This is a genomic window from Psychrobacter sp. YGAH215 (genome assembly GCF_007280595.1).
Lineage (GTDB): Bacteria > Pseudomonadota > Gammaproteobacteria > Pseudomonadales > Moraxellaceae > Psychrobacter > Psychrobacter faecalis.
In genome coordinates this window covers 21,025-47,404 of the sequence record NZ_VKLR01000010.1, presented here as the reverse complement: position 1 = coordinate 47,404, position 26,380 = coordinate 21,025, and the positions used below count along the sequence as shown (strand labels likewise).

The 26,380-nt window shown below is 44.2% G+C and carries 22 protein-coding genes; 11 read left to right on the top strand and 11 right to left on the bottom strand.

Annotated elements, in window-relative coordinates:
• Positions 1–6: 6 nt before the first annotated feature.
• From FOR85_RS05730 to FOR85_RS05705, 6 genes are all read right to left on the bottom strand, one after another.
• Positions 7–1,275 (bottom strand): putative DNA modification/repair radical SAM protein, encoded by a 1,269-nt coding sequence (locus FOR85_RS05730; protein WP_144297094.1) that lies wholly within the window; start codon positions 1,273–1,275, stop codon positions 7–9.
• 230 nt (positions 1,276–1,505) lie between these two features.
• Positions 1,506–2,456 carry a hypothetical protein gene (locus tag FOR85_RS05725; protein WP_223808533.1) on the bottom strand — a complete coding sequence of 317 codons (951 nt, stop codon included), beginning with the start codon at positions 2,454–2,456 and terminating at the stop codon, positions 1,506–1,508.
• A gap of 494 nt (positions 2,457–2,950) precedes the next feature.
• Positions 2,951–3,427: a transcription elongation factor GreA gene (greA, locus tag FOR85_RS05720; protein WP_144297093.1), complete on the bottom strand. Its 477-nt coding sequence runs from the start codon at positions 3,425–3,427 to the stop codon at positions 2,951–2,953.
• Between the two features lie 375 nt (positions 3,428–3,802).
• Complete coding sequence (carB, locus tag FOR85_RS05715; RefSeq protein WP_144297092.1) at positions 3,803–7,057, bottom strand: carbamoyl-phosphate synthase large subunit; 3,255 nt, start codon at positions 7,055–7,057, stop codon at positions 3,803–3,805.
• Between the two features lie 162 nt (positions 7,058–7,219).
• Positions 7,220–8,452 (bottom strand): glutamine-hydrolyzing carbamoyl-phosphate synthase small subunit, encoded by a 1,233-nt coding sequence (carA, locus tag FOR85_RS05710; protein ID WP_144297091.1) that lies wholly within the window; start codon positions 8,450–8,452, stop codon positions 7,220–7,222.
• A 329-nt stretch (positions 8,453–8,781) separates the two neighbouring features.
• Positions 8,782–9,330 (bottom strand): phosphatase PAP2 family protein, encoded by a 549-nt coding sequence (locus FOR85_RS05705; RefSeq protein WP_144297090.1) that lies wholly within the window; start codon positions 9,328–9,330, stop codon positions 8,782–8,784.
• Positions 9,331–9,572: 242 nt separating this feature from the next.
• Between FOR85_RS05705 and FOR85_RS05700 the strand changes: the two genes are divergently transcribed.
• Positions 9,573–10,109: a gamma carbonic anhydrase family protein gene (locus FOR85_RS05700; RefSeq protein WP_144297203.1), complete on the top strand. Its 537-nt coding sequence runs from the start codon at positions 9,573–9,575 to the stop codon at positions 10,107–10,109.
• A 19-nt stretch (positions 10,110–10,128) separates the two neighbouring features.
• On the opposite strand, the gene FOR85_RS05695 is transcribed toward FOR85_RS05700, so the two are convergent.
• Positions 10,129–10,575 carry a hypothetical protein gene (locus FOR85_RS05695; protein ID WP_144297089.1) on the bottom strand — a complete coding sequence of 149 codons (447 nt, stop codon included), beginning with the start codon at positions 10,573–10,575 and terminating at the stop codon, positions 10,129–10,131.
• Positions 10,576–10,770: 195 nt separating this feature from the next.
• On the opposite strand from FOR85_RS05695, the gene FOR85_RS05690 reads away from it, so the two are divergent.
• The 3 genes from FOR85_RS05690 to FOR85_RS05680 all read left to right on the top strand — a co-directional run bounded on the left by FOR85_RS05690 (position 10,771) and on the right by FOR85_RS05680 (position 13,181).
• Positions 10,771–11,472 carry an HAD family phosphatase gene (locus FOR85_RS05690; protein WP_144297088.1) on the top strand — a complete coding sequence of 234 codons (702 nt, stop codon included), beginning with the start codon at positions 10,771–10,773 and terminating at the stop codon, positions 11,470–11,472.
• Between the two features lie 116 nt (positions 11,473–11,588).
• Positions 11,589–12,684 (top strand): peptide chain release factor 2 gene (prfB, locus tag FOR85_RS05685; protein WP_144297087.1). Its coding sequence is split into 2 segments (ribosomal slippage): positions 11,589–11,660 and positions 11,662–12,684, totalling 1,095 coding nucleotides; the frame shifts between segments, so codons are not numbered across the junction.
• 212 nt (positions 12,685–12,896) lie between these two features.
• Complete coding sequence (locus FOR85_RS05680; RefSeq protein WP_144297086.1) at positions 12,897–13,181, top strand: pyrimidine/purine nucleoside phosphorylase; 285 nt, start codon at positions 12,897–12,899, stop codon at positions 13,179–13,181.
• A 123-nt stretch (positions 13,182–13,304) separates the two neighbouring features.
• On the opposite strand, the gene FOR85_RS05675 is transcribed toward FOR85_RS05680, so the two are convergent.
• Entirely contained in the window at positions 13,305–13,694 is a 390-nt protein-coding gene (locus FOR85_RS05675) for a GNAT family N-acetyltransferase (RefSeq protein WP_223808532.1), read from the bottom strand.
• Position 13,695: 1 nt separating this feature from the next.
• Between FOR85_RS05675 and FOR85_RS05670 the strand changes: the two genes are divergently transcribed.
• The 7 genes from FOR85_RS05670 to FOR85_RS05640 all read left to right on the top strand — a co-directional run bounded on the left by FOR85_RS05670 (position 13,696) and on the right by FOR85_RS05640 (position 23,755).
• The gene (locus tag FOR85_RS05670; protein ID WP_223808531.1) at positions 13,696–13,980 is read left to right on the top strand and encodes a hypothetical protein; all 285 of its coding nucleotides are present in this window, start codon (positions 13,696–13,698) and stop codon (positions 13,978–13,980) included.
• A 209-nt stretch (positions 13,981–14,189) separates the two neighbouring features.
• Entirely contained in the window at positions 14,190–15,914 is a 1,725-nt protein-coding gene (locus FOR85_RS05665; RefSeq protein WP_144297084.1) for an AMP-binding protein, read from the top strand.
• 223 nt (positions 15,915–16,137) lie between these two features.
• Complete coding sequence (locus FOR85_RS05660) at positions 16,138–16,929, top strand: SDR family NAD(P)-dependent oxidoreductase (protein ID WP_144297083.1); 792 nt, start codon at positions 16,138–16,140, stop codon at positions 16,927–16,929.
• A 131-nt stretch (positions 16,930–17,060) separates the two neighbouring features.
• The gene (locus FOR85_RS05655; protein ID WP_144297082.1) at positions 17,061–17,624 is read left to right on the top strand and encodes a murein L,D-transpeptidase family protein; all 564 of its coding nucleotides are present in this window, start codon (positions 17,061–17,063) and stop codon (positions 17,622–17,624) included.
• A gap of 389 nt (positions 17,625–18,013) precedes the next feature.
• Entirely contained in the window at positions 18,014–20,611 is a 2,598-nt protein-coding gene (gene clpB / locus FOR85_RS05650; protein WP_144297081.1) for an ATP-dependent chaperone ClpB, read from the top strand.
• 189 nt (positions 20,612–20,800) lie between these two features.
• A complete protein-coding gene (locus FOR85_RS05645) occupies positions 20,801–22,054 on the top strand; it encodes a PQQ-dependent sugar dehydrogenase (protein WP_144297080.1) in 1,254 nt (417 codons plus the stop codon).
• Between the two features lie 105 nt (positions 22,055–22,159).
• Positions 22,160–23,755, top strand: coding sequence for a BCCT family transporter (locus FOR85_RS05640; protein WP_223808530.1), 1,596 nt, complete (start codon positions 22,160–22,162; stop codon positions 23,753–23,755).
• A 355-nt stretch (positions 23,756–24,110) separates the two neighbouring features.
• On the opposite strand, the gene FOR85_RS05635 is transcribed toward FOR85_RS05640, so the two are convergent.
• The 3 genes from FOR85_RS05635 to metK form a co-directional block, all read right to left on the bottom strand.
• Positions 24,111–24,440, bottom strand: coding sequence for a hypothetical protein (locus FOR85_RS05635; RefSeq protein ID WP_144297078.1), 330 nt, complete (start codon positions 24,438–24,440; stop codon positions 24,111–24,113).
• A 218-nt stretch (positions 24,441–24,658) separates the two neighbouring features.
• The gene (locus FOR85_RS05630) at positions 24,659–24,955 is read right to left on the bottom strand and encodes a DUF3144 domain-containing protein (protein WP_102077162.1); all 297 of its coding nucleotides are present in this window, start codon (positions 24,953–24,955) and stop codon (positions 24,659–24,661) included.
• A gap of 216 nt (positions 24,956–25,171) precedes the next feature.
• Positions 25,172–26,338, bottom strand: coding sequence for a methionine adenosyltransferase (gene metK, locus FOR85_RS05625; RefSeq protein WP_144297077.1), 1,167 nt, complete (start codon positions 26,336–26,338; stop codon positions 25,172–25,174).
• Between the last annotated feature and the right edge of the window lie 42 nt (positions 26,339–26,380).

Here is a 26,380-nt window from a genome sequence, read left to right as displayed (position 1 = left end):
TGTTGATTAAAACAGCGCCAATTGACCATTGCGCTGATCTTTATATTTGGTTTGCGTTTGCGCCAGTACATATTGACGGAAATTATCACGCGTTAAATGCGCCAAATGCTCGTTTTTACCCGTTGTTGCGATAAAGTACTTAGCGCGATTGACCGCCGCGCCCATTTTTTTTAAATGATAAAGCGTCAACTGATTAAACTTACGCGCTTTGACTATCTTCTTAGCGGTCTTAGTACCGATACCGGGAATGCGCACAATCATCTCGTAAGTGGCGGTTTGTATATTAACGGGAAAGTGCTCACGATGGCGGATTGCCCAAGCCAGCTTTGGATCACAGTCCAAATCTAAGAACGGCGAGTCAGGCTCAACGATTTCGTGCGCACCAAAACCATAAAAACGCATCAGCCAATCCGCTTGATACAGACGGTTTTCACGTATCATCGGTACAGGCGTCCCAATCGCTGGCAGACGACTATCGGACAACATCGGCACGTAACCTGAGTAATAAACACGTTTTAAATCATATTGCTGATAAAAATGGCTCGATAGCTGTATGACTTGCAAATCGGTCTCATTGCTGGCGCCAACAATCATCTGACTGGTCTGACCCGCTGGCACAAATTTAGGCGTTTTTTTATGGGTTTTACGGCTCTCTTTGATGGTGATAATTTCAGTTTTAACCGTTTCCATTGGCGCTTTTAATTCATCATGCGACTTCTCTGGAGCGAGCAAAGCCAATCCTGATTTGGTTGGAATCTCAATATTGACGCTAAGGCGATCGGCATACAATCCCGCTTCTAGTAGCAATTCTTTTGACGCGCCCGGAATAGTCTTAAGGTGAATATAGCCATTAAAGCGCTCACGTGTCCGCAGTATCTTGGCGACCTCGACCAAGCGCTCCATCGTATAATCGCCGCTTTTAAAGATACCTGAGCTGAGAAAAAGCCCTTCAATATAATTACGACGATAAAATTGCATGGTCAAATCAACAACTTCCTCGACACTAAAAGCGGCGCGCGGCGTGTCATTGCTCTTACGCGAGGTACAATAAGCGCAATCGTAGATGCAGTGATTAGTCAAAAGGATTTTAAGGAGGCTGACGCAGCGACCATCTTCGGTATAGCTGTGGCAAATACCCGTTGCGGAGGCATCACCAAGACCACCGCCTTGGTTTTTGCGCGTACCAGCGGAGGATGAGCAAGAGACATCATACTTAGCAGCGTCTGCTAAGATATTGAGCTTGCCTTGCAGGCGTTCATAATTGATGGTTGCCATAAGCGCTATTTACCAAATCATTTATAGGTATGTATTTTAGCAAAATTAAGCTTAAGTCATTGTAAAGGTAGGATAATTATATAAACAAGACGACAACTAGTGTCGCTAGAACACTAAAAATATTAACAAGAATAGTTGGTATTCATACTTCTTTAAGATGACAAAAGCCCCGCGTTTGCAAGGCTTTAAAGTAATTATTTAGTAAAATATGATGTTTTATGAGATAGTCATTACTGAACTTTAGCTCGTATAACGACGGTCTGAGCAGCATTTGGACTTAGGTCAACCAAGTTCCACTTAAGACCAGAATAGTTTTCTTTTACAACCACAGTATTGCCTACTTGCTGAATAGTTTGATAGCTATCGCCGCCCATGGTGGCAAGCGTTGGTAACGGACTGTTTAGTGACACTAATTGCACGCCATTTGGCAGAGAAACCATGGCATTGATATCGGTAACAGGCTGCGCGGTGGTATTGGTATAAGTGGTGTGATATTCGATGACGTCACCAGGCGCGATATGATTGGCGGGTACGGCCACTTCACGACCATCTTTATTTTTTAATATTTTCATGACTTTGGTTTGAGCATTAACCACATCAGGCGTGCTAAAAGTTGGGGTTAATTGCAAAGTATCTAAAGAGGTAGAAACGATTTGCGTCGTTGCCGGTTGGTTAGTGACGATAGTAGTCGTTGGTGCATTGATGACGGGCAACTGGGTCACCGGCGTCACCGGCAAGACTTCGGTCACGCTGGTCGTTGGAACCGCTATGACGTCAACTCTGCTGGTTTGATTGGTGACTTGGTTTGTCACAGGTACGCTCGTGACCGTGGCATTGCCTTGAGTAACGACAGTATTAGCGCCTGAGCGAACCACATAACGGGGCACATTGCTCACTTGTGTACTGTAAAACGGCATACCATCTTGCATGGTAATGCCATTTGGCGTCGCAGTGATAACCGCTGTTTTGCCGTCTGAGTAACTTTCGACCACTGTGGTGCTGTTGCTCACAGATGGTACGACCGTTACTTCAGGTGCAGCTTGGGCAGCAGTTAGCGTCAGAAAACTACCCGCTAAGACCATTGATATGGCTGTAGGAATAGTGTTTTTTTTAATGAAGGCATGTTTAAGCGCTTTTTTATTCGTAGCCTGAAATGCTGGCGTATTGATTGGCGTGGTCATAATAGATTCCTTTAAAGTAGCAGTAAATAAAGCCGCTAATGAAGTAGCAAAAAAATAAAATTTAAAAAAACAAGGTTGAGAAAAACAACGCTTATATAAGAAAAAACCCTCGTCAAATGAGCATGTAAACCATGTCAAATAACGAGGGCAAAGGTACTTATGATAGCCAACACTTGCTATCATTCCATCATTATTTTAGTCAAATGCTTAGCACTTAATGTGTGAACAATTATGCGCTAAAAAGAATTGAGTAAAAAAGCTGCATTGTGTAACTAATATTTTATTAATAATGACGTTGTGTACTATTTTTTGCATCTATAAGTTGCACTAAAAATATATAGTTGAATACAAATAAATTAGATACGTCGCTATCAAATCGTTCAATGAAAAGTTGTATCGTTTTTATATCTAATTAACTATACCTATCTACAAAAAAAGCTTTTGTTATCAAAAGCTTTTTTAAGGTGATCTATTTATCTACAAAATAAGCAAGATTAATCGTAAATCACTTTCATGATTTCATACTCGACTATGCCTTTGGGCGTTTCGATACGGACTTCGTCGCCTTCAGACTTGCCAATCAAACCACGCGCAATCGGCGAGTTGACTGAGATTTTGCCAGCTTTAAAGTCAGCTTCGTCATCACCAACGATTTTGTATTGTTTTTCTTCTTCGGTATCCATATTTTCAATGACCACACTCACGCCAAATACCACTCGGCCATCATTTGGTAGCGTAGTAGGGTCGATGACCTGTGCAGCGCCAAGCTTGGCTTCGATATCACGTATACGCGCTTCGCAAAAACCTTGTTGTTCGCGAGCGGCATGGTATTCAGCGTTTTCTTTTAAGTCGCCGTGTTCGCGCGCCTCAGCGATGGCCGCTGTAATACGTGGACGGTCGACACTTTTTAACTGTTTTAGTTCGGCTTCTAGCGCCGCATGTCCTTGTGGAGTCATGGGATAACGTTGCATGTTTTTTCCTTAAACCAATAACACCACACCATCTCCTAGTGAATAGTGAGATGGTGTCAGTGTTGTTGCAATGAGTATGTAATATAAAAAGAATGAGGTTGAGGCTGCGTCGTAAGTAACTGCACACTTAGCGATTAACTATCAGTACGGATACACTTACCGAAAAGACGCCTTAACCTGACGTAATAAAAAGCATAGTCGCAGTTCAGCCACTATGCTTTTTAGGTTTATCTTTTAAAAAATTTATTTTTCTAAAGTACAATTTTTTTAAGTACTATAGTCGTATAAAAACCAGACATAATTTTTGCCAACGCTTTTAAATAAACGTCACTATGATGCTTAATCTACTGAAATTATACTACCAAGTCAATAGTGCTAAGCGATAGTCTTTGCTTGTTCATGCAAATCTTGTAGCTTATACACATCAAACGGTAGGTCAATCGCATAAGATTTACAAACTGCATCTGCCGCGCCTAATGTCGTGACATAAAATACTTTACCTTGTAGGGCACTGCGGCGGATAGAGAATGAATCCTCTTGCGCCTGTTTGCCTTCAGTAGTATTGATAATAAGGTCAATTTTGCCATTTTTCAAGGCATCGACGATATGTGGGCGACCTTCGGTGACTTTGTTAATTTGCTTACATTCAATACCGTTTTCCGCCAGTACTTTTTGCGTACCAGTGGTGGCAACAATGTTAAAGCCAAAATCTAGAAGCTGGCGAGCGATAGGAGTGACTTGTTCTTTATCGCTATCACGCACCGAGATAAAGACAGTTTTGGTTTCGCCCTCAGTTGGTAGACCTGGCAGGCGCTCATTACTACCGATAACCGCTTTGTAGAATGCTTCGCCAAAGGTTTTACCCACACCCATCACTTCACCGGTTGATTTCATCTCGGGGCTCAAGATTGGGTCAACACCCGGGAATTTAGCAAATGGGAATACCGCTTCTTTGACCGCATAAAATGCTGGGACGATTTCAGTGGTAAAACCTTGATCTTTCAATGACGTACCAGCCATACAGCGCGCCGCGACTTGTGCTAATGACGTACCGATACATTTAGATACGAAAGGTACGGTACGGGCTGCACGTGGGTTCACCTCTAGAATGTAAACCGTTTCGCCTTTTACCGCGAACTGAACGTTCATCAAACCGACGACGCCAAGCTCTTTTGCCATCGCAACCGTTTGCGCGCGCATTTTATCGCAAAGCTCATCTGATAATGAGTAAGGCGGCAATGAGCAAGCCGAGTCACCAGAGTGCACGCCAGCTTGTTCGATATGCTGCATGATACCGCCAATCACCACGTCAGTGCCGTCGCAGACACAGTCAACATCGACTTCGATGGCATCATCTAAGAAGCGGTCAAGGAGTACAGGCGCTTCGTTTGACGCTTGAACAGCCGTACGCAAGTAATGTTTGAGCTCATCTTCATTATAGACGATTTCCATCGCGCGACCACCGAGTACATAAGATGGGCGGACTACTAGTGGGTAGCCAACGTCTTTGGCTTTGACCAAACCATCTTCTAAGCTTGTCGCTAACGCATTGGTTGGTTGCACAAGGTTCAATTGCTGAATCATATGCTGAAAGCGTTCGCGGTCTTCAGCGCGGTCGATCGCATCAGGACTGGTACCGATGATTTTGACGCCAGCAGCTTCAAGCGCACGCGCCAGTTTTAATGGGGTTTGACCGCCAAATTGCACAATCACGCCGTCTGGATTTTCGATACGGACGATTTCAAGTACATCTTCAAGCGTGATTGGCTCAAAATACAGACGGTCAGAGGTGTCATAATCGGTCGAAACGGTTTCAGGGTTACAGTTGACCATGATGGTCTCGTAGCCGTCTTCGCGCATCGCAAGTGCCGCATGGACGCAGCAATAGTCAAACTCGATACCTTGACCGATACGGTTTGGGCCGCCACCGATAACCATGATTTTCTTGTTATCCGTTGGATTGGCTTCACATTCGCTGTCGTACGTTGAGTACATATAAGCGGTGCTGGTGGCAAATTCTGCTGCACAGGTATCGACGCGTTTATATACTGGATAAACGTTTAAATCCCAACGCTTTTTGCGTAGCTGCTTTTGTGAGACGCCAAGCAATTTTGCCAAACGCAAATCTGATAAGCCTTTACGCTTAAAACTACGCAGGTTTTGCTCAGTTAAACCGCCAAAGCCTAAGGCTTTAACTTGTGCTTCGGTTTTAACAATGTCTTCAATTTGTACCAAAAACCATGGATCGATTTTGGTTAAATTAAACACTTCATCGACGCTCATACCGATACGGAAAGCATCGGCAAGATAATAAATGCGCTCAGGTGTTGGAATGGTTAAGCGATTGTTAATCTCGCTACGGGCTTTTTCAATACTGACTTTTGCTAAGTCGATTTGCTCATCAAAACCATCATTGCCGGTTTCCATGCCGCGCAGGGCTTTTTGCATCGATTCTTGGAAGTTGCGACCGATTGCCATCACTTCACCAACCGATTTCATCTGGGTTGATAACACACTGTCGGCTTGTGGGAATTTCTCAAAGTTAAAGCGAGGTATTTTGGTCACAACATAATCGAGCGCCGGCTCAAAGCTCGCTGGCGTTTTGCCGCCTGTGATGTCATTTTGCAATTCATCTAGGGTATAACCAATCGCCAATTTGGCAGCGATTTTAGCAATCGGGAAGCCGGTTGCTTTTGATGCCAATGCCGATGAGCGTGAGACACGCGGGTTCATCTCGATGACGACCATACGACCCGTGTCAGGGTTGATACCGAACTGGACGTTTGAGCCGCCTGTTTCCACACCGATTTCACGCAGTACGGCTAATGAAGCATTACGCATGATTTGGTATTCTTTGTCGGTTAAAGTTTGTGCTGGGGCGACTGTGATTGAGTCGCCGGTATGAACGCCCATTGGGTCAAAGTTCTCAATCGCACAAATGATGATGCAGTTGTCGTTTTTATCACGAACCACTTCCATCTCATATTCTTTCCAACCGATGAGAGACTCATCGATAAGTAGTTGATGGTTTGGTGATAAGTCAAAACCGCGCTCACAAATCTCGATAAATTCGTCGCGATTGTACGCAATACCGCCGCCTGAACCGCCCATGGTGAATGACGGACGAATGATGCACGGATAGCCCATTTTTTCTTGGGTTGCAAAGGCTTCTTCCATGGTTTCAGCGGTTTCAGCGCGCGGGCACTCAAGGCCGATACGCTTCATGGCTTTATCAAATAAGTTGCGGTCTTCTGCCATTTCGATTGAGTCTTTGGTCGCGCCAATCAATTCACAGTTGTATTTGGTCAAGACGCCATGTTTGTCTAGGTCTAAAGCACAGTTTAGCGCTGTCTGTCCGCCCATCGTTGGTAAAATAGCATCCGGACGCTCTTTAGCAATGATTTGCTCAACCGTCTGCCACGTGATCGGCTCGATGTACGTCGCATCAGCCATGACAGGGTCAGTCATGATGGTTGCAGGGTTTGAATTGACCAAGATGACGCGGTAGCCTTCTTCTTTTAGCGCTTTACACGCCTGCGCGCCTGAGTAGTCGAACTCACACGCTTGGCCGATGACGATAGGGCCTGCGCCAATGATAAGAATGCTTTTTATGTCGGTACGTTTTGGCATAGTTAGGGCTACCTTCGTTTGGGTGATATTTTGAGTAATCTGTATTTTAACGGTATATTCGATAATACTTATCGTGTCTGCTAGGGTGCAGCTTGAACCACCATCTGTGCTTCAAGCTTTATACTTATATTTATTCTCTGTTTGCGGTTAACTATTGATAAGTTACGCTTTTGCCGCTGCCATCATATCCGCAAACCTATCAAACAGTGGCGCAGCATCATGTGGACCAGGGCTGGCTTCTGGGTGACCTTGAAAACTAAAGACCGGCTTATTGGTCAGCTCAATCCCTTGGTTGGTACCATCAAATAATGAGCGATGGGTAGATTTAACGTTATCAGGCAAGGTGTCTTCATCAACGGCAAAACCATGGTTTTGACTGGTAATCATCACCGTACCAGTGGCCAAGTCTTGTACTGGATGGTTGGCACCGTGATGACCGGTTTTCATTTTGATAGTGTTGGCACCGCTGGCAAGACCAATGAGCTGATGACCTAAGCAGATACCAAAGGTTGGAATGTCGGTTTCTTCAATGATATGACGGACCGCATCGATAGCGTAATCACAAGCCGCTGGGTCGCCAGGGCCATTTGATAAGAAGATACCGTCAGGATTCATTGCTAACACATCTGCAATAGGCGTTTGTGCGGGGACAACGGTCACATGACAACCGCGGTCTACGAGCATACGTAGGATATTGGTTTTGCTACCAAAATCGTAGGCGACAACGTTGTATTTTGAGTCAATATGGGTGCCAAGCTGTTTAAAAAAGCCGCCCGTACCGCTATCATGGCTGCCCGGTATATCGCGGTTGAGTAGGGTGTCTGACAAATCCCAGCTGCCTGCTGTCCATTCAAACGTCTTCGGCGTACAGCATTCTCTTGCCAAGTCCATGCCTTCGATACCAGCGAATTCTTGCGCCAATTTAATCGCTTGCTGCTCATCTTCGCTGCTAATCGTTGCGCCGTTAGAAGCGGTCATGATACAACCGTTTTGTGCACCTTTATCACGTAATAAGCGCGTCAACTGGCGGGTATCGATATCAGCAATGGCGACCGTATCATGGTTCTGTAAATAATCCGTCAATGACTCTGAGTTACGGAAGTTTGAAGTGACCATCGTCGCGTCACGAATGATAAGCCCTTCAGCCCATACTTGATGGCCATTACCAGATTCGACATCTTCAGCGTTGGTGCCAGTATTGCCGATGTGCGGATAGGTAAGCGTGACCAGCTGGCGCGCGTAACTTGGGTCAGTTAGAATTTCTTGGTACCCTGTCATGGCTGTATTAAATACCACCTCACCGACACGATGACCAAGACTACCGATACTCAAACCGCGAAAAATAGTACCGTCTGCTAGTGCCAAAATTGCTTGTATTTCTGCCGATGAATTCAAGGGTTGCCTCCGCTGTTATGGGTGAGTGCCGTGATGTTTTATGATAAAAATTTTGTTCTAAAATGGCTTTTTAGAGGTATTTAAATACTGCTAAATACACATAAAAAAGGGCTGAAGCCAAATTTTTTCCACAAAAAAGCGAGAAGACATCATAGATGAAAAGGTACAGGATTCACTAAGGGTGAATGAGTAACTTGCATCATGTCCGCTCGCTTTGGCACAGATTTTGCGCATTATACTAGAGTTTTGCGTTAAGGGCTAGCATCTTATCTCTTCTGTTATTTCTAATGTCTGTATTTAGTGCTTTCAAATGGGATAAATAAGTGCTATTAAAAATTATAATGCACCGATACCCCATAATAGTCGGGTGCTAAATTGGTGGCGATGTGCACTTGGTCGTCATAATAGCTTTTGGTTAAATACATACTACTGGCAATTCCTAATGCTGCCCCTGCCACCACGTCGGCCACATCATGCTCATCGGCTTCAACACGACTATAAGCCACGAAACCTGCGCCAATATACGCAGGAATGCTATATTCTAAGCCATAGCGTTTATGGATAAAGCTGGCACCCTGAAACGCCATCGAGGTATGGCCAGAAGGGAAGGAATCCTCATCACGGCCATTGGGTCGCTCTTTGTCTATCATCGACTTTAGGACTTGCGTCGTAGCAACGTTGGTCGCAAATGAATAGTAAAATTGCTGACGACCCTCTTTATCATCCATATAATAAGTGCTACCGTAAGCAGCAGCTGGAATGGCAAAGGCCAGTACATCGCCTACCTTACTAGTAGTGCTACTGTCAGCGTGGGCAGGGATGGCAGCCATCAAGCTGGTCGATAATAAAACGATAGGGGCGTATTTTTTGCTGATCATCACTGCGATCCTAAAAAAGGTTGGTGAGCGTTGATTGTCTCTATAAAATTCTATAGTTATTTTATAGGGATAAATGGCATACGGCTTTATTCTAAATTCTAATTGCTCTATTGATTGGCGGTAGCATTATACTATAAAGTTTTTATCTTTCTTTACAACTATCATGCTTTAAGTCACATTTATTTGTGGCACGCTTTTTACCATATATAAACTTGTATAAAAATAACCACTAAGGATGGATGATGATTTATCAATATTTAGACAAAACGCCAGAGTTTGCCGTACCATTTAATGGTTGGGTTGCTGATACCGCACAGGTGATAGGCGATGTGTATTTGGGTCATAAGGCCAACGTCTGGTTTGGCGCGGTGATCCGCGGTGACAACGAGCGCATTCATATCGGTGATTATAGTAATGTGCAAGAAAACAGCGTCATTCATACCGATGCAGGGATTGAAGTTAAAATCGGCGATTACGTCACCATTGGCCATTTAGCGATGCTGCATGGCTGCGAAGTTGGTGATAATAGCTTGATTGGTATTGGCGCAGTGGTATTGAATAATGCCAAAATCGGTAAAAACTGTATCATTGGTGCCAAAGCCTTGGTCACCGAAGGTAAAGAGATACCGGATAATTCGCTGGTGATGGGCGCGCCGGCAAAAGTGGTCAAAACCTTAAGCGATGAGCAAGCGGCAATGTTAAAGCTATCAGCTATGCATTATGCGGAGCGCTGTCAGAAATTTAAAACCGGCCTAACAGAAATAGCGATGCCTGATTGAGGCATCAGAAAGCGGAATTTTATGCCATTAGCATCATGATAAGCCAAATAACGGCAAAAATGATAATACCGATAATCAGTCCGCGGAAGATATCATGGCGTATAGAGTGGTCATTAAGGTAATGATTATTACTCGTATCATCGATATTTAAAGCATTGACGCTTTCAGCGCCGGCGCTTTTACCGACAATAAAACCCGTTAACGCCCCCAAAACTAGCATAAACGGCGTGAATAGCCAGAATATCTCGCCATTGCCCATACCGACGATGGAGCGAATAACAACGATGGCAAGGTCGATAAGTAAGCCGCCAAAACCATATAACAGAGCGTTTAACAGCGCATAAAGTAGACGCTCTAAAGGCGATTGATAGCTTTTGCCTAACTGCCGTCGCCTGATTTCTCTGATGGAGCGGGCAGGACGTCGCGGTCGGTTGGACAAAGCAGTTTTATCATCAGGCGCTTTCATACAGTTCTCTATTGTTATTATCAAGCAGATTAAAGATAAGGTAATGAGATATTAAAGTAAATAAGTTAGCATAATTATGTTTAGTAAACAGTAGACTTATAGCGCATGATGCAACACGTTTTATATCCAATAATTTTCTAACATATTTTATAGTCAAAAAATCATTCCTTTAATTAATAAAAACAAGGCTCCATTATGCAGGCAACACAAGCGGGACAAGCTCCAAAAGAGTTGGCACTTTTTGATTTAGACCATACGTTACTCGATGTCGATAGCGATTACCTATGGGGCGAGTATATCGTCAAGCATAATCTGGTTGACGAAGCTGAATATCGCACCGCCAATCAAAAGTTTTATCAAGATTATATCGAAGGTACGCTCGATGCGACCGAATACAATGAATTTGTCGCGCAATTTTTGAGTAGCTTACCGATGGACAGATTACATGAGCTACGCGAAGACTATATTAAAACGGAAATCGAGCCGCATATTCGCCCAAAAGCCATGGAGGCGCTCTGTCATCACGTTGAGCAGGGTCACGACGTGGTGATTATTTCTGCCACCAATGATTTTGTAGTGTCGGCGATTGCTAAGCGTTTCGGTATTGAAGACGCCAATGTGCTTTCGACGCCACTTGAGATACAAAACGAGCGTTATACCGGTAAATTAACCGATAAGCCCAATTTTAAAGAAGGTAAAATCTACCATCTAGACAAGTGGCTTAATAAAAAGCAATTAGCGGGTATCACTTTTGATAAAACTTATGCCTATTCAGATTCCAAAAATGACATCCCATTACTCGAATGGGCGGATGTGGCTATCTGCGTGTCACCCGATGATGCGCTACATGCGCACGCGCTTGCCCATCGCTGGGCAGTAGAAGATTGGACGATTTAGCTGGTCTATAGCTATTTAATATAAAGGCAGTATTAATTAGCCAACTATTTAGCATCAATCTCATTTAAAATAGCGCCATATCAGTAAAATATTTATTTAAAAAGACAGGAAACTTTATGGAAATCAATCCGTATCAAGAACGTATCAAAGATTTATCTGAGCGTGGACAGGACCTTCGGAGGTATCTTTGACTTCGACGGTAAGCAAGAACGCTTAGAGGAAGTCAATTTAGAGTTGGAAAACCCTGAGCTGTGGAACGACCCAGAGCGCGCGACCAAGATTAATAAAGAAAAAAGCCAGCTTGATGGCGTCATCGACGTGGTGGTTTCGCTTGAAACGACTTTAGCAGATGCCGCTGCCATGCTTGATTTAGCAGTAGAAGCAGAAGACGAATCCTTGCTTGCTGATGTGCAAGCAGAGCTCGACAATGCGGAGAAACGCGTTGCGGATTTAGAGTTCCGCCGGATGTTTAGCGGTGAGATGGATCCGAACAATTGCTACTTGGATATCCAGTCGGGTAGTGGTGGCACCGAAGCGCAAGATTGGGCAGAAATGCTGCTGCGGATGTACACGCGCTGGGCCGAATCTCATGGCTTTAAAGTCGAAGTTATCGAAGTATCGTCAGGTAGTGTCGCTGGCATTAAGTCAGCGACGATTGAGATTAAAGGCGATTATGCCTTTGGTTGGTTACGTACCGAAATTGGCGTGCATCGCTTAGTGCGTAAGTCACCATTTGATAGTAATAATGGTCGTCATACTTCCTTTGCCGCCGTTTTTGTATCGCCTGAAATCGATGACAACGTTGAAATTGATATCAATCCAGCCGATTTGCGTATCGATACTTACCGCTCATCAGGCGCGGGTGGTCAGCACGTGAACACCACCGATTCTGCGGTGCGTATTACTCACGAGCCAAGTGGCGTGGTGGTCACGTGTCAGAACGAGCGTAGCCAACATGGAAACAGAGCGACGGCGATGAAAATGCTCCGCGCCAAGTTGTATGAGCTTGAGATGCAAAAACGTATGGAGAGCCAGCAAGCGGTCGAGGATAATAAATCTGATGTCGGTTGGGGCAGTCAAATCCGCTCTTATGTACTCGATGACTCGCGTATCAAAGACTTGCGTACTGGTGTTGAAACCTTTAATACTGGCGCGGTACTCGATGGTGACCTCGATCAATTTATTGTAGCAAGCTTAAAAGCTGGGCTGTAAATTTAGTCCATAAATACTATCGACTGCTATACATAAAAGGAACAGCAATAGCCTATTATAAAGGCGATTTAATAAAGATAAACGAGCGACTTTGAGAGTTTACGAACAACAGAGCCGAGTGTTCTTTATTAAATTGCTATGCTGTTATAGATAGCCTATTACTGCTATTTAATCACTAATCAGACTTTAAACGAAACGACTTAAGGAAAATTATGCCAAGCGTTAATAACTATTTTGATAATAAAGTGACTTCTATCGCCTTTCAAACGGCAACTCTGCCAGCTACTGTTGGCGTGATGGAAATTGGCGAGTATGAATTTGGCACCAGCGAATTTGAAACCATGAGTGTGGTGAGTGGTGCATTGACGGTGAAGTTGCCAGAAAGTAATGAGTGGCAAACCTTTAATGCAGGCGAGCAATTTACCGTTGAAGCCAACCAGAAGTTTCAAGTAAAAGTAGACGTTGAAAGTGCTTATTTATGTACTTATGGTAAATAATCATTTTTAGTTTAGATTTGTGTCGTAAAAAAACGCCAAGTGCTTAACGCTTGGCGTTTTTTTGTGCGTATTATTCTGAATAAATTTAAAGATAGTAGACTGACAACATAGAGCCAATCAAAGTTATAAGTCTTTGCGATATTGCACCATGTCAGTTTGAGTAGCGATTACATCATAGAGATTGCGTGCCGTCGCATTGTCTTCTTGCGTCGTCCAATAAACACGGTTGCAGTTTTTGTTATTGGCAAATTCATACACCTGTTCAATCAGTGCGCGTCCAACGCCTTGCCCGCGAACCGCATCACTAACGTATAAATCTTCTAAGTAACAACATTCTGTCGTATTCCAAGTATTGGGATGTAGTACCACATGCGTGATACCGACTAGCATTTCATCCTGCCAAGCGCCAAAACCATAAATCGGCACATCGCTTTCAAGTAGGTTGTGCCATGTCTTTTCTGTGGTACTTGGCGGCAGACGAGTTTCATAAAAGGTTAAATAATTTTGCCACAATTTGTACGATGAGCTGCAGAGCTCGAATGGCAGAGAAATATTAGCCAGTGAGCCTAATAGCAATGAGCGCCAGCAGCTGGTCGTTGATATGGTCAAAGAAGTCGCAGAAGAGCTTGGCAATACGCCTGCTGTTTGCCGAGCGTCTTATATCAATCCTATTATTATCGAGCGCTTTTTAGCAGGGCAGTTTTTTGAGTGTTATAAACAAGCACGCCGTGGCCGTACCAAACAATATCAAAGCTGCGAAGAGAAAGCGCTGCTAGGCTTTTTAAATGCTATCCAATAAATCTATTTTTAGCAAAACTCCTATTGATTTCTGAAAATGATACGTTATGTATTGATATAAATATTAAAATGCGTTACTAATAGAGTATACGTATTTTTATATGCGCAAAACATAAGAGCAAATAGTGACTAGGATAGGACTGTTTGACTTCTAATAAAGTGCTGATATCGTCTATCGTCAGCGACTCTCTATTGCTAAAGGATTAGCTTATGAACACCACATCTTCCAATCATTCGTCCGCAAACTCTACTAAAGATACTACCCACACACCAACGAGCTACAACGATTACTATCATAATTTTGATATGAATGCGTTATTGGCAGAAATCTATGGCGAGCATTTAGATGACCGTTTAAATGCTTATATGGCTTGCTGTGGTCGTCATGTGCGTGACGGGCGCGGCGATAATCTAGCCTTAGTGCATGAAGATACCGCTGGTAATGTGACGCGCATGACTTTTGCAGAGCTTGATAAAGCCAGTGCGCAAGTGGCCAATTTATTAACATCCTACGGCGTACAAGTCGGCGACCAAGTGGCGACCATGCTACCGCGTACCCCTGAGCTGCTCACCATCGTACTAGCGACTTGGCGGATTGGCGCAGTCTATCAACCGCTATTTACCGCTTTTGGCTATGATTCGATTAAATACCGCATGGATAAAGCCAATACCAAAGTGGTTTTTACCAATATTGATAACCGCAGTAAATTCGAAGACTTAGCCGAGCAGACCAAAATGGTCATGGTGGGCAGTCAGAATAATGCGCAAGCTGATAGTGAAAGCAAATGGGCTGATGATAATTATGCTCAGATGATGGCGACCCAGCCGCAAACGCTAGAGGCTGTTTTTCTCAATGAAGATGCGCCGTTTTTGCAAATGTTTACCTCAGGTACGGTCGGTAAATCAAAGGGCGTCAGTGTGCCGTTATCAGCGTTATCTGCTTTTTATCTGTATATGCGCTATGCGATTGATTTGCGCGCTGATGATAACTACTGGAATATGGCCGATCCCGGCTGGGCATATGGGCTATATTACGCGATTACGGGGCCTTTACTGATGGGCGTCACGACTTACTTTAACGAGGCGGGCTTTGATGCTGCCAATGCCCACGATTTTATGGTACGTCATAAGATTACCAATTTGGCCTCTTCGCCAACGGCGTTTCGGATGATGAAATCGAGCGGTGTGTTTGAGAAATCACATGACGATGCTAGCGCACGTTTAGCACTGCGCTGTGCCAACTCAGCGGGCGAAACTTTAAATACTGAAGTCGTCAACTGGGTCGAGACGTATTTGAACTGCCAAGTAAAGGACCAATATGGTCAAACAGAGACGGGTATGACCTGCTGTGCGCACCATGCATTAGCACATGAATGTCCTACTGGTTCGATGGGCATGGCGCTACCGGGTCACACACTCGTCGTATTGGATGATGACATGCAAGTATTGACTGATGGTGAACAAGGACAGCTTGCCGTAGTGGTTAGCCAATCGCCTGCGTTTTATTTCTGCGGTTATAGCTGGAATGAAAAAGACGCCTTTGTGGATGATTACTATTTGACTGGCGATGTGGTCGAGCGCCATAGTGACGGCAGCTATTGGTTCTCTGGGCGTGATGATGACATTATTATAACGGCAGGTTACCGCGTAGGGCCGACAGATGTGGAGAATACCGTGCTTGAGCATGAGGCAGTGGCAGAATCCGCCGCCGTTGGCGTGCCAGATGAAGTGCGCGGTCATACGATTAAGTCTTATGTGGTGCTAAAAGAAGGCATTAAAGGGACAGATGAGATTGCCAAGGAAATTCAAGATTTGGTTCGCAGACGTCTTTCAACTCATGCGTATCCGCGTGAGGTTGAATTTGTCGCGGAATTACCAAAAACGCCAAGCGGTAAAATCCAGCGTTTCTTGCTGCGCAGTTTGTCTGCGGCATAGATTATTGGAGATTTCGATAGCCGTTTAAGACAATAAAGTATAGTCCATTCAAGATAACATCGTTACGCTAATAGTTATGTGCGACTGGTATAAATTTTCCTTGCTTGCTACTACCGCAGAGGCTACGAAAAATTCATCCCAGTCGCACTGTATCTATTTTACAGTGAATTCATTATGGTTAGCTTAAAAAATACCAGTAAAAACCTCGATTAAAGGAATAATTATGCAAATGGAACAACACAGTTTTTTGGTTACCGGCGGTGCGTCAGGTTTAGGTGAGTCAGTGGTTCGCGCTATCGTCGCTCAAGGCGGCAAGGTCGTCATTGCTGATTTGAACGAGTCAATTGGGCAAGCTTTGGTTAATGAGTTGGGTGATAATGTACGCTTTGCACGTTGTGATGTGACCAGTGGCGATGAGGTGCAAGCGGCTGTTGAAGTGGCGGAAAAAGAATTTGGCGGTCTGCAAGGTTCCATTAACTGTGCAGGTATCGCTGTCGTACAAAAGCTGCTTGATCGTGAAAACAATCCAGCGGATCTTGATGCTTTTAGTCGCGGGGTTAATATCAACCTCGTGGGTTCTTTTAACGTCGCGCGTTTGGTGGCGGCCAGTATTGCTAAGCGGGTTGCTAATATTGACAATACAGAAAGCGCTAATGAGAAGAATGCTGATAATGGCATCATTATCAATACTGCCTCTATCGCTGCTTTTGATGGGCAAGTAGGGCAAGCAAGCTATTCATCATCAAAAGCGGGCGTCGTTGGCCTGACTTTACCGCTAGCGCGTGAGCTGGCACGTCACGGTATTCGCGTCATGACGATTGCTCCTGGTGTGTTTGCCACGCCGATGATGGAGACCATCCCTGAAAAAGCGCGCGAGCAGTTGGAAGCAGGCGTGCCTTATCCGAAGCGTTTGGGCAACCCTAGTGAGTTTGCTAAATTGGTCACGCACATTATTGATAATGCTTACCTAAATGGTGAAGTGATTCGCCTAGATGGTGCAATTCGTATGGTGTAAAGTGATTTTAGATTTTGATTGCAGCAAATTTAAGTTTAATTTATAACGTTCGCATAAACTTGGCATAGTCTTTTGCTATCTTATTAAAGATGATTTTATCAATGAACGCTTACCTTTAAGAAGCAAAAGCTATGTCTTTTTTCAATATAAATAGTAAATATTCACCTTGGTTATTTATTGTCATGGGTATTAGCTTCGCTATCATGACTAGCACGAGTGCCGTTGCTGCTGAGAGTAATTCAGAGAACAAGCAAGCCTTGCCTACAAGTATTGTGATTGATAAAGTCTTTGTCGATAAATCTGCTCGTACCCTGCAGCTACTAAGTGATGATAAGGTGATTAAATCTTATCATATTGCGCTCGGTGGTAATCCTATTGGACATAAGCAACAACAAGGCGACCAGCGTACCCCTGTTGGCAGCTATACACTCGATTATAAAAATGAAAAATCTAAATTCTATCGCTCTATTCACGTAAGCTACCCCAATACTACCGATAAAGCCCGAGCCAAATCGCGAGGTGTCAGTGCTGGCGGTGATATCATGATTCATGGGCAAAAAAATGGTTTTGGGGCATTGGGTCTACTGAACCAGCAACGCGATTGGACGGAAGGCTGTATAGCCGTGACCAATGATGAGATGGATGAAATCATAGCTGCGGTAAATGTTGGTACACCGATCGAAATTGTAGAATAAATAGTTTGTTAATCTCCCGCATTTAACTGTTTTAGTCGTCCGCTAAAATATATTTCTCTGTGTCCGTACAGCCTCAAAACTTCCTAATTTTTCTTTACTAATCTCTCTTGAAATCTCTTATAAATGTGCCTATTAATACTTTAACGTGATATCATTGTTATGAATAAGGTTTAATTTTTTTTGCAGATTTTACCTTTGCTCATATATGTGCTGCATAGGTCGATACCAACAAGTCAATAAATACTATTGACAATAGTTAAAATGACATTGAAATATTACTCAACAAACCTTATATAGATAACAACGAAAAGCTTACGGCATCTTAATACTTATAAAAAGCCGCAGCGACTAGCAGATACAAACGACTATTAATGATTAAAGGACACACTATGAGATTCGAGAAATTTACCCAAAAATTGCAATCAGCGATTCAAGAAGCCCAAAGTTTGGCGCTAGGTCGCGACCACACTGGGATTGACCCTGTGCATTTGCTGGCCGTATTGCTACAAGATGAGTCTAACTTATCTATCTGTCAGCAAGCCGGCGCGTCTATTCCAGCATTAAAAAATGGCGTGGCAAAAGCGCTTGACAATCAAGCAACGATTAGTGAGCCAACAGGTGACGTTAATTTAAACCCGAATTCGGTTAAAATTTTGAACTTGGCAGATCGTCAAGCACAAAAAGAAGGCGATGATTTTATCGCGACTGAATGGGTGATGTTGGCACTCGCTGAACAAGGCGAAACCAAAAAGATATTTGAGAGTGCTGGCGTAACAGCGAGCAAACTAAAAACAGTGATTGAACAATTGCGTGGTGATGAAACCGTGAATAATCAAAATGCTGAAGATCAGCGTGATGCGCTGAATAAATATACCATTAACTTAACTGAACAGGCGGAACTTGGTAAGCTTGACCCTGTGATTGGTCGCGATGAAGAGATTCGTCGTACCATTCAGGTGCTCTCGCGCCGCACCAAAAACAACCCCGTGCTCATCGGTGAACCGGGTGTCGGTAAGACAGCCATCGTCGAAGGCCTAGCACAAAAAATCATCAATGGTGACGTACCAGAAGGACTACGCCGCAAAGAAGTGTTGTCGTTAGATTTGGGCTCATTGATTGCGGGGGCAAAATTCCGTGGTGAGTTTGAAGAGCGACTCAAAGCGGTACTTAGCGATTTATCAAAGCAAGAAGGCAATGTCATCTTATTTATCGATGAGTTGCATACTTTAGTAGGTGCTGGTAAAGCCGATGGTGCGATGGATGCCGGTAATATGCTAAAGCCTGCGCTTGCGCGTGGTGAGTTACACTGTGTCGGTGCGACAACTCTTGATGAGTATCGCCAGTACATCGAAAAAGATGCGGCTCTTGAGCGTCGTTTTCAAAAGGTACTGGTCGATGAGCCAACAGTCGAAGACACCATTGCGATTTTACGTGGTCTAAAAGAGCGTTATGAGCTGCATCACGGTGTTGATATCCAAGACAGCGCGATTATTGCTGCTGCGCGGATGAGCCATCGTTATATTACCGATCGCAAGCTGCCAGATAAAGCGATTGACTTGATTGATGAAGCGGCCAGTCGTTTACGTATGGAGATGGACAGCAAGCCTGAAGCCTTAGGTAAGCTTGATAGTCGCTTGATTCAGTTGAAAATGCAGCGCGAAGTGCTCAAAAATGAAGAAGACGCTGGTGCGCAAGCCGAGCGTAAAGTGCTCGATGCACAAATTGAAGAGCTAGAAAAAGAGTACGCTGACCTTAATGAGATTTGGCAAGCAGAAAAAGCCTTGGTCAAAGGCAGTCAGCAGCTAAAAGACGAGCTGGATAAAGCGCGTATTGCCTATGACAAAGCCAGTCGTGAAGGTGATTACGAGACCATGAGTAAGCTGCAGTATGAAACGATTCCGCAGCTAGAGCGTCGCATTACTGAGTCTGATTTGGCCGAGCAAAAAGAGCTGGCAGGTGATAATGGCGGTGCCAAACTGCTACGTAACAAAGTCACGGACAACGAGATCGCAGAGGTGGTGGCAGCCGCGACGGGTATTCCTGTCAGCAAAATGCTGCAAGGCGAGCGTGACAAGATGCTGGCGATGGAAGAGAAGCTGCATGAGCGCGTCATCGGTCAAGATGAAGCGGTCAAAGCAGTCGCCAACGCTGTGCGCCGTAGCCGAGCTGGGTTGTCTGATCCCAACCGCCCATTGGGTTCGTTCTTATTTTTAGGGCCTACGGGGGTTGGTAAAACTGAGCTGACCAAATCACTGGCCAACTTCTTGTTTGATAGTGAGGATGCCATCATCCGTATCGACATGAGTGAGTATATGGAGAAACACAGCGTCAGCCGCTTAGTGGGCGCGCCTCCAGGCTATGTCGGTTATGAAGAAGGCGGCACCTTGACCGAAGCGGTACGCCGTAAGCCTTATAGCGTGATACTGTTTGATGAGGTCGAAAAAGCGCATCCTGATGTGTTTAATATCTTGCTACAAGTGTTAGACGATGGACGCTTAACGGACTCACAAGGCCGCGTGGTGGACTTCAAAAACACGGTGATTGTGATGACCAGTAACTTAGGCTCACACAAAATCCAAGAGATGGTCGGTGAAAGTTACGAAGACATCAAAGCTGAGGTGATGGAATCAGTTGGGCAGCATTTCCGCCCAGAGTTTGTCAACCGTATCGACGAGATTGTGGTATTCCATCCGCTTGGCATGTCGCAGATGTCAGGTATTGCTGACATTCAGTTGCAGCGTCTACGTCAGCGTCTCCAAGAGCGTGAGATGGATATCGAGCTGTCAGCCGATGCGATGAACAAACTAGTTGCTATTGGTTATGATCCTGTCTATGGCGCACGCCCACTCAAACGTGCGATCCAGCAGGAAATTGAAAACCCATTGTCATTGAAGCTATTGGCTGGTGATTTTGGCGCAGGAGATATCATCAAAGTCGATGTCGGCGCAGATGATAAGTTGGTGTTTGAGAAACGTAGCATGAATTAATATCTAACCCTAACTGACCGTGTTTTAAAACTAACCTCTTACTTGCCTATTTTTTCTACAGGCAGGTAAGGGGTTTTTTTGTGCGCTATTATTATTTACGGTTTGGGTGCTTTGACTATGTTATAAATAAACTAAGCACTAAAAACTAAACACTAGGAATAAGACATCAACAGTTACGGAGACGACAAAATGACGATCATCAGTATGCAGCACCTAAGCACGCCATTAATGTTACCGATAATGATCAGCGCACTGCTGTTTAGTGCTCCCGCTTGCTCCAATCAAACTGCCGTCAATACCCATGAAGACCTGACAGACTATAGAGAAGGACAAGCCTCTGCTAGTGAATCGCTAGCAAGTACCGAAAAGCCCACCTTTATCACCAAAAAAACTGCTACGTTTGATGAGCCTTGGGCAATGACAGCATTACCTACCGTTAATAATGAGCCCCCTAAATTACTTGTCACCCAAAAGACAGGCGAGTTATTCATTGTTGATACGGCAACAGGTGTCAAGACAAGCGTTAATGGTGTGCCAAAAGTAGCGTATGGCGGGCAGGGCGGCCTTGGCGATATCATTCTTGCGCCGGATTTTGCTACTTCTAATAATATCTATATCAGCTATGTCGAGGCGGGCACAGGAAGCGACAGTAATAAATTTGGGGCAAAAGTTATCAAAGCCACATTAACGGGCTTAGATACTGACGCGCCACGCTTGCAAGCCATAACGCCCATCTGGGAGCAAACCCCGAAACTAAAAGGACAAGGACATTATAGCCATCGCTTGCTTTTTTCACCTGACGGAAAATATTTATATATCAGTTCAGGCGAGCGCCAAGAAAAAACACCAGCACAAGATATGAGTGTGAATTTGGGTAAAATTATCAGATTACATCCTGATGGTTCAGTGCCAGCCGATAATCCATTTGCACAAAATGGCAGCGATATTGCTACCCAATTTTGGACGATTGGTCATCGTAACATACTTGGTATGGCGTTCGATGATAAAGGTAGGCTGTGGGCGCATGAAATGGGGCCGCGCGGTGGTGACGAATTTAATCTGATAGAAAAAGGCAATAATTACGGCTGGCCCGTGGTCTCGAACGGACGCAATTATTCCGGGACGGATATCCCTGATCATGATACGCGCCCTGATTTCGTCGCGCCAAAAATATCGTGGACGCCTGTAATATCACCGTCGTCGATGAGCATTTATCAGACTGGTAAATATAATGATTTTCCAGCGTGGCAAGGTAATGCCCTTATCAGCGGCTTGTCATCAAAAGCGCTTATCGTGGTTAAGTTTGCTGACAATAACGGCGCTGCCGAACGCTACCGCTATGATATGGGTGAACGAATTCGTAGTGTGTTAACTGTCGATGGGCAAGTGTGGTTATTAGAAGATGGCGATAAAGGTAGGCTGCTGCAATTACTACCTCGATAGCCATTTAAATAACTAATTAGACTGCGAGTCATATTACTAATAAAAGAGTCTAGTCGCCCTTATAAAGTAAGTAAACTTGGACCCTTTCCAAAGGTAAATAAACCGGTGTTTATTACCTCAAGTGTCTTAATCGTCGGTTTTATTATCTTTGGTTCGTTATTTTCTGAAACGGCAGCAACACTTTTTAGCTTCTTACAGGCCTTTATCGCCGAAAAATTCCGCTGGTTGTTTATCATCTTATTCAATATGGCATTGGTATTCTGTATTTATCTGACTGCCAGTCGCTACGGTGATATACGTCTAGGCAAACAGACGGAGCGACCGCAATATAGCTTATTTTCATGGATTGCAATGTTGTTTTCGGCGGGCATCGGGATTGGACTGGTGTATTGGGGGACGGCTGAGCCTTTATATCATTTTATGGCACCGCCGCTTGGGGAAGCAGAAACCCTTGAGTCGGCAAAACAAGCGATGAATCTGTCGTTTTTGCATTGGGGGCTGCATGCATGGGCGATTTATACTATCGTTGCGCTGTCGCTCGCGTATTTCCATTTTCGCCGTGGCCTGCCATTATCGATACGCTCAACCCTTTATCCTATTCTTGGACAAAGGATTTATGGTAAATGGGGGCATACGGTCGATGTCTTAGCCGTGTTTGGGACGATGTTTGGGGTGGTGACCTCTTTAGGTCTTGGCGTTATGCAAATTAACGCGGGCCTTGAGGGATTATTTGGTATTCCCTCTACTTTAACGATACAGTTTATTATCATTGCTTTTGTGACCTCATTAGCTTGTGGTTCACTGATGCTCGGTCTTGATAAAGGCATAAAACGTCTTAGTGATATTAATATGGGGCTGACCGGTATTTTATTGGCGTTTATGGTAATTTTAGGCCCGACGCTATTTATCTTTGACAGTTTTATAGAAAACGTAGGCAACTACTTGGCAAACATTGTCACGTTGTCGACGTGGAGCGAAGCCTATAGTAATACCGATTGGCAAAGCGCGTGGACAATATTTTATTGGGCATGGTGGGTCAGCTGGTCGCCATTTGTCGGTGTTTTTATTGCGCGTATCAGCCGTGGACGTACCATTCGTGAGTTTGTATTTGGCGTGCTGCTGATTCCGATGACGATTTTGTTTTTTTGGTTTACGACTTTTGGCGGTGTGGCGATACAGATGGAGCTGCTCGCCGGCATGAATCCTGAGGTAGTTAGCCCAGGATTGGTCGCGGCAGTGCAAGCCGATTACGGTAGTGCCATCTTTAAGCTGGTTGAATATTATCCATTGACCAAACCGATTACCTTATTAATTGTGGTGATGATTGTCCTTTGGTTTGTGACCTCATCAGACTCAGCCAGTTTTGTCATCGATATGCTGACGGCGGGCGGTGATACCAATCCACCCAAAATCCAGCGTTTGTTTTGGGCGCTGATGCAAGGTTTGATTGCTGCCATATTATTGGCAGCGGGCGGTTTAGATGCCCTTCAAGCGGCGGCTATTGTGGCAGGTCTACCTTTTGCGTTGGTCATCTTTGTGATGATGTATGCGTTACTGCGCGGTATGAGCCGCGACCGACTTATCTTATATCGCAATCAGCAGCGTTATATTACCGATGAGTCAGCTGACCATAATTCGGCCAGTGAGTTTGTCGATGAGGACTTATTAAAAGGTCCGCCTAAAATTGTTAAAGGTGATTAATTAAGCTGCGTATAGTCGGTTTGAAATCAATAGATACGTGAGTTAGCACGTGCAACTGGTATAATTTTCCTTGCTTGCCGCTATCACAGAGGCTACGCAAAATTCATCCCAGTCGCACTGATTGATTTAAAGAGAACCTACTATTAGCGGTTCTAAAAATATCGGCTTTAAAATCATTTTTATTAAACCAATAATGTAGTTAGCTGCCGTTGGTTTTACTTAAAAACACAATATAATAATTGTCATTTAAAATCCTAAGATGCATCGTTGTCTTAGGATTTTTTATGGACATTTAATAATTTATAGGTTTTAAACTGGTAATTTTCACAACGACAATTTTACAGCCACACTGTCACTATAAACATTCACCTTTGACATAGCTGACGGCTTCAGGAGTGCTACAAGCTGAGCAAGCATTGCCCGCCGTACGATAGCTTATCACTGAGCCGACTTGCGTTTTTACGCAGACCGGATCGTATTGCGCTGTACACATGGTTTTTGCAGGGTCAAAGGTTGGACACTGTGCTACAAGGCCTTTTGGGGGTTGACTGGTGTTAGAGGCGGGCGGCTGAATGGGCGTGCTATCAGGCATCGGGTTTGAGTTAGAACTAATATTGTTACAACCTGCTAAAGCTAGCATAAAGCTTATGGTGACTGTAAGTTTGAAAGTAGAGAGCGCGCGCATAATAAATATCCTTATATCGTTTTTATCATTTATTTTTGCATTAAACGCCAGTTTCAAACAAAAAGCAAATGTGCTATTCGTTTTTTAATTCGTCGCTGATATTTAATAAGCATATTATTAGAGTAACAAAAAACCCAAGCTACGAAGGCTTGGGCTTTTGATATTAATTCTTATACGTTTCTTGACTGAGCTTTTATAAACTTAGAGCTTTTATAAACTTACTGCGCAGGTTTATCCTCTTTATTAAGCTGCACATATTTATCAAAGTTTTGTGCGTAATCAGTCAAGTTGTCGCTTAACATTTGGCGATATTGTTTGGTATAAAACTCAACGATATCGTCTTTTTCTTTAGCAAAATCATCGCCTTTTACAAAGCCAATCGAGGCAACTGACGCACTATAACGCGCTGCTGCATACAGCAATGACGCGCCAACTTGGCCTGAGTGAGCGTTAGGGCCCAGTTGACTATTGGCGACGCCAATGATTTCGTCAGCACGTTGATAGAACGCTTGCATTTCAGGAGTGATTTCAAGAGTGGTATCAATTTCGTCATTTTGGCTATTATTTAAAGCGTCGTTTAGCGCGTCATTTTGAGCATTGTCTGGCATATTGTCTTGAGACATAAGCGACTCCTAAGAATGGTAAGTAAATTTGAATATATCATGACGGTCTTTAAACTTGATAAGTATGAAGACCGAATACATCTAAAAAATGGAAACAAGTGAACAGTCTTATAAACCTGCATCGGCTTTTAAGATTTCCGCTTTGTCCGTTTTTTCCCACGTAAAAGCAGTTTCAGAGCCTTGGCGACCAAAATGTCCAAAAGTTGCGGTTTGCTGATACATCGGCTGCAATAAATTGAGCATACGCGTAATACCATAAGGACGTAGGTCAAAATGTTTACGAATCAAGCTGATGATTTCATCGTTACTGATTTTATTAGTACCAAAAGTATTAATTGAAATCGAAGTCGGTTCAGCAACGCCAATCGCGTAGCTGACTTGTACTTCACAGCGATCGGCAATGCCGGCAGCGACGATGTTTTTGGCCACATAACGTACTGCATAGGCAGCGCTGCGATCGACTTTTGAAGGATCTTTACCACTAAAGGCACCGCCACCATGACGCGCCATACCGCCGTAAGTATCGACGATAATTTTACGGCCAGTCACACCAGCATCGCCAACAGGGCCGCCAATGACAAATTTGCCAGTTGGGTTGATATGATAGCGCGTACCAGCGTGCAATAAGTCCGCCGGCAATACTTGTTTGATAATCGATTCCATGACTGCTTCTTGCAAATCGGTTTGCGAGATGCTTGGATCATGCTGCGTTGATAACACCACGGCATCAATGGCAATCGGTTTATTACCGTCGTATTTGAGGGTCACTTGTGCTTTGGCATCGGGACGTAGCCAAGGCAATTCACCAGCGCGGCGCAGCTCAGATTGACGCTCCATCAAGCGATGCGCATATTCGATAGGCGCGGGCATCAATACTTCAGTCTCATTGCTGGCATAACCAAACATCAAGCCTTGGTCGCCTGCACCTTGTTCTTCAGGGCTGCTACGATCGACCCCTTGAGCGATTTCTGGCGACTGCTTACCGAGCATATTAATAACGGCACACGTCTCACCATCAAAACCCAAGTCTGAGTGATGATAGCCAATGCCATTTACCGTATCACGGACGATACGCTCAACGTCGATATTGGCAGTCGTGGTCACTTCGCCTGCCAAGATCACCGCACCTGTTTTAACCAAGGTTTCGCAGGCAACGCGGGCATGAAGGTCTTCACGTAAAATGGCATCAAGAATAGCATCTGATATTTGGTCAGCCATTTTATCAGGGTGACCTTCGCTCACAGATTCTGAGGTAAATAAGTTGTATTCGCGCATAATGGGATCGCTTAATTGCAGGGACTGTAATATATAAACTCA

Bases quoted from the DNA above. Each gene is read 5' to 3' on its own strand.
- FOR85_RS05730 (WP_144297094.1), bottom strand. From the start codon at position 1,275: ATGGCAACCATCAATTATGAACGCCTGCAAGGCAAGCTCAATATCTTA.
- FOR85_RS05725 (WP_223808533.1), bottom strand. From the start codon at position 2,456: ATGACCACGCCAATCAATACGCCAGCATTTCAGGCTACGAATAAAAAA.
- greA (WP_144297093.1), bottom strand. From the start codon at position 3,427: ATGCAACGTTATCCCATGACTCCACAAGGACATGCGGCGCTAGAAGCC.
- carB (WP_144297092.1), bottom strand. From the start codon at position 7,057: ATGCCAAAACGTACCGACATAAAAAGCATTCTTATCATTGGCGCAGGC.
- FOR85_RS05705 (WP_144297090.1), bottom strand. From the start codon at position 9,330: ATGATCAGCAAAAAATACGCCCCTATCGTTTTATTATCGACCAGCTTG.
- FOR85_RS05700 (WP_144297203.1), top strand. From the start codon at position 9,573: ATGATTTATCAATATTTAGACAAAACGCCAGAGTTTGCCGTACCATTT.
- FOR85_RS05695 (WP_144297089.1), bottom strand. From the start codon at position 10,575: ATGAAAGCGCCTGATGATAAAACTGCTTTGTCCAACCGACCGCGACGT.
- FOR85_RS05690 (WP_144297088.1), top strand. From the start codon at position 10,771: ATGCAGGCAACACAAGCGGGACAAGCTCCAAAAGAGTTGGCACTTTTT.
- FOR85_RS05680 (WP_144297086.1), top strand. From the start codon at position 12,897: ATGCCAAGCGTTAATAACTATTTTGATAATAAAGTGACTTCTATCGCC.
- FOR85_RS05665 (WP_144297084.1), top strand. From the start codon at position 14,190: ATGAACACCACATCTTCCAATCATTCGTCCGCAAACTCTACTAAAGAT.
- FOR85_RS05660 (WP_144297083.1), top strand. From the start codon at position 16,138: ATGCAAATGGAACAACACAGTTTTTTGGTTACCGGCGGTGCGTCAGGT.
- FOR85_RS05655 (WP_144297082.1), top strand. From the start codon at position 17,061: ATGTCTTTTTTCAATATAAATAGTAAATATTCACCTTGGTTATTTATT.
- clpB (WP_144297081.1), top strand. From the start codon at position 18,014: ATGAGATTCGAGAAATTTACCCAAAAATTGCAATCAGCGATTCAAGAA.
- FOR85_RS05645 (WP_144297080.1), top strand. From the start codon at position 20,801: ATGACGATCATCAGTATGCAGCACCTAAGCACGCCATTAATGTTACCG.
- FOR85_RS05635 (WP_144297078.1), bottom strand. From the start codon at position 24,440: ATGCGCGCGCTCTCTACTTTCAAACTTACAGTCACCATAAGCTTTATG.
- FOR85_RS05630 (WP_102077162.1), bottom strand. From the start codon at position 24,955: ATGCAAGCGTTCTATCAACGTGCTGACGAAATCATTGGCGTCGCCAAT.
- metK (WP_144297077.1), bottom strand. From the start codon at position 26,338: ATGCGCGAATACAACTTATTTACCTCAGAATCTGTGAGCGAAGGTCAC.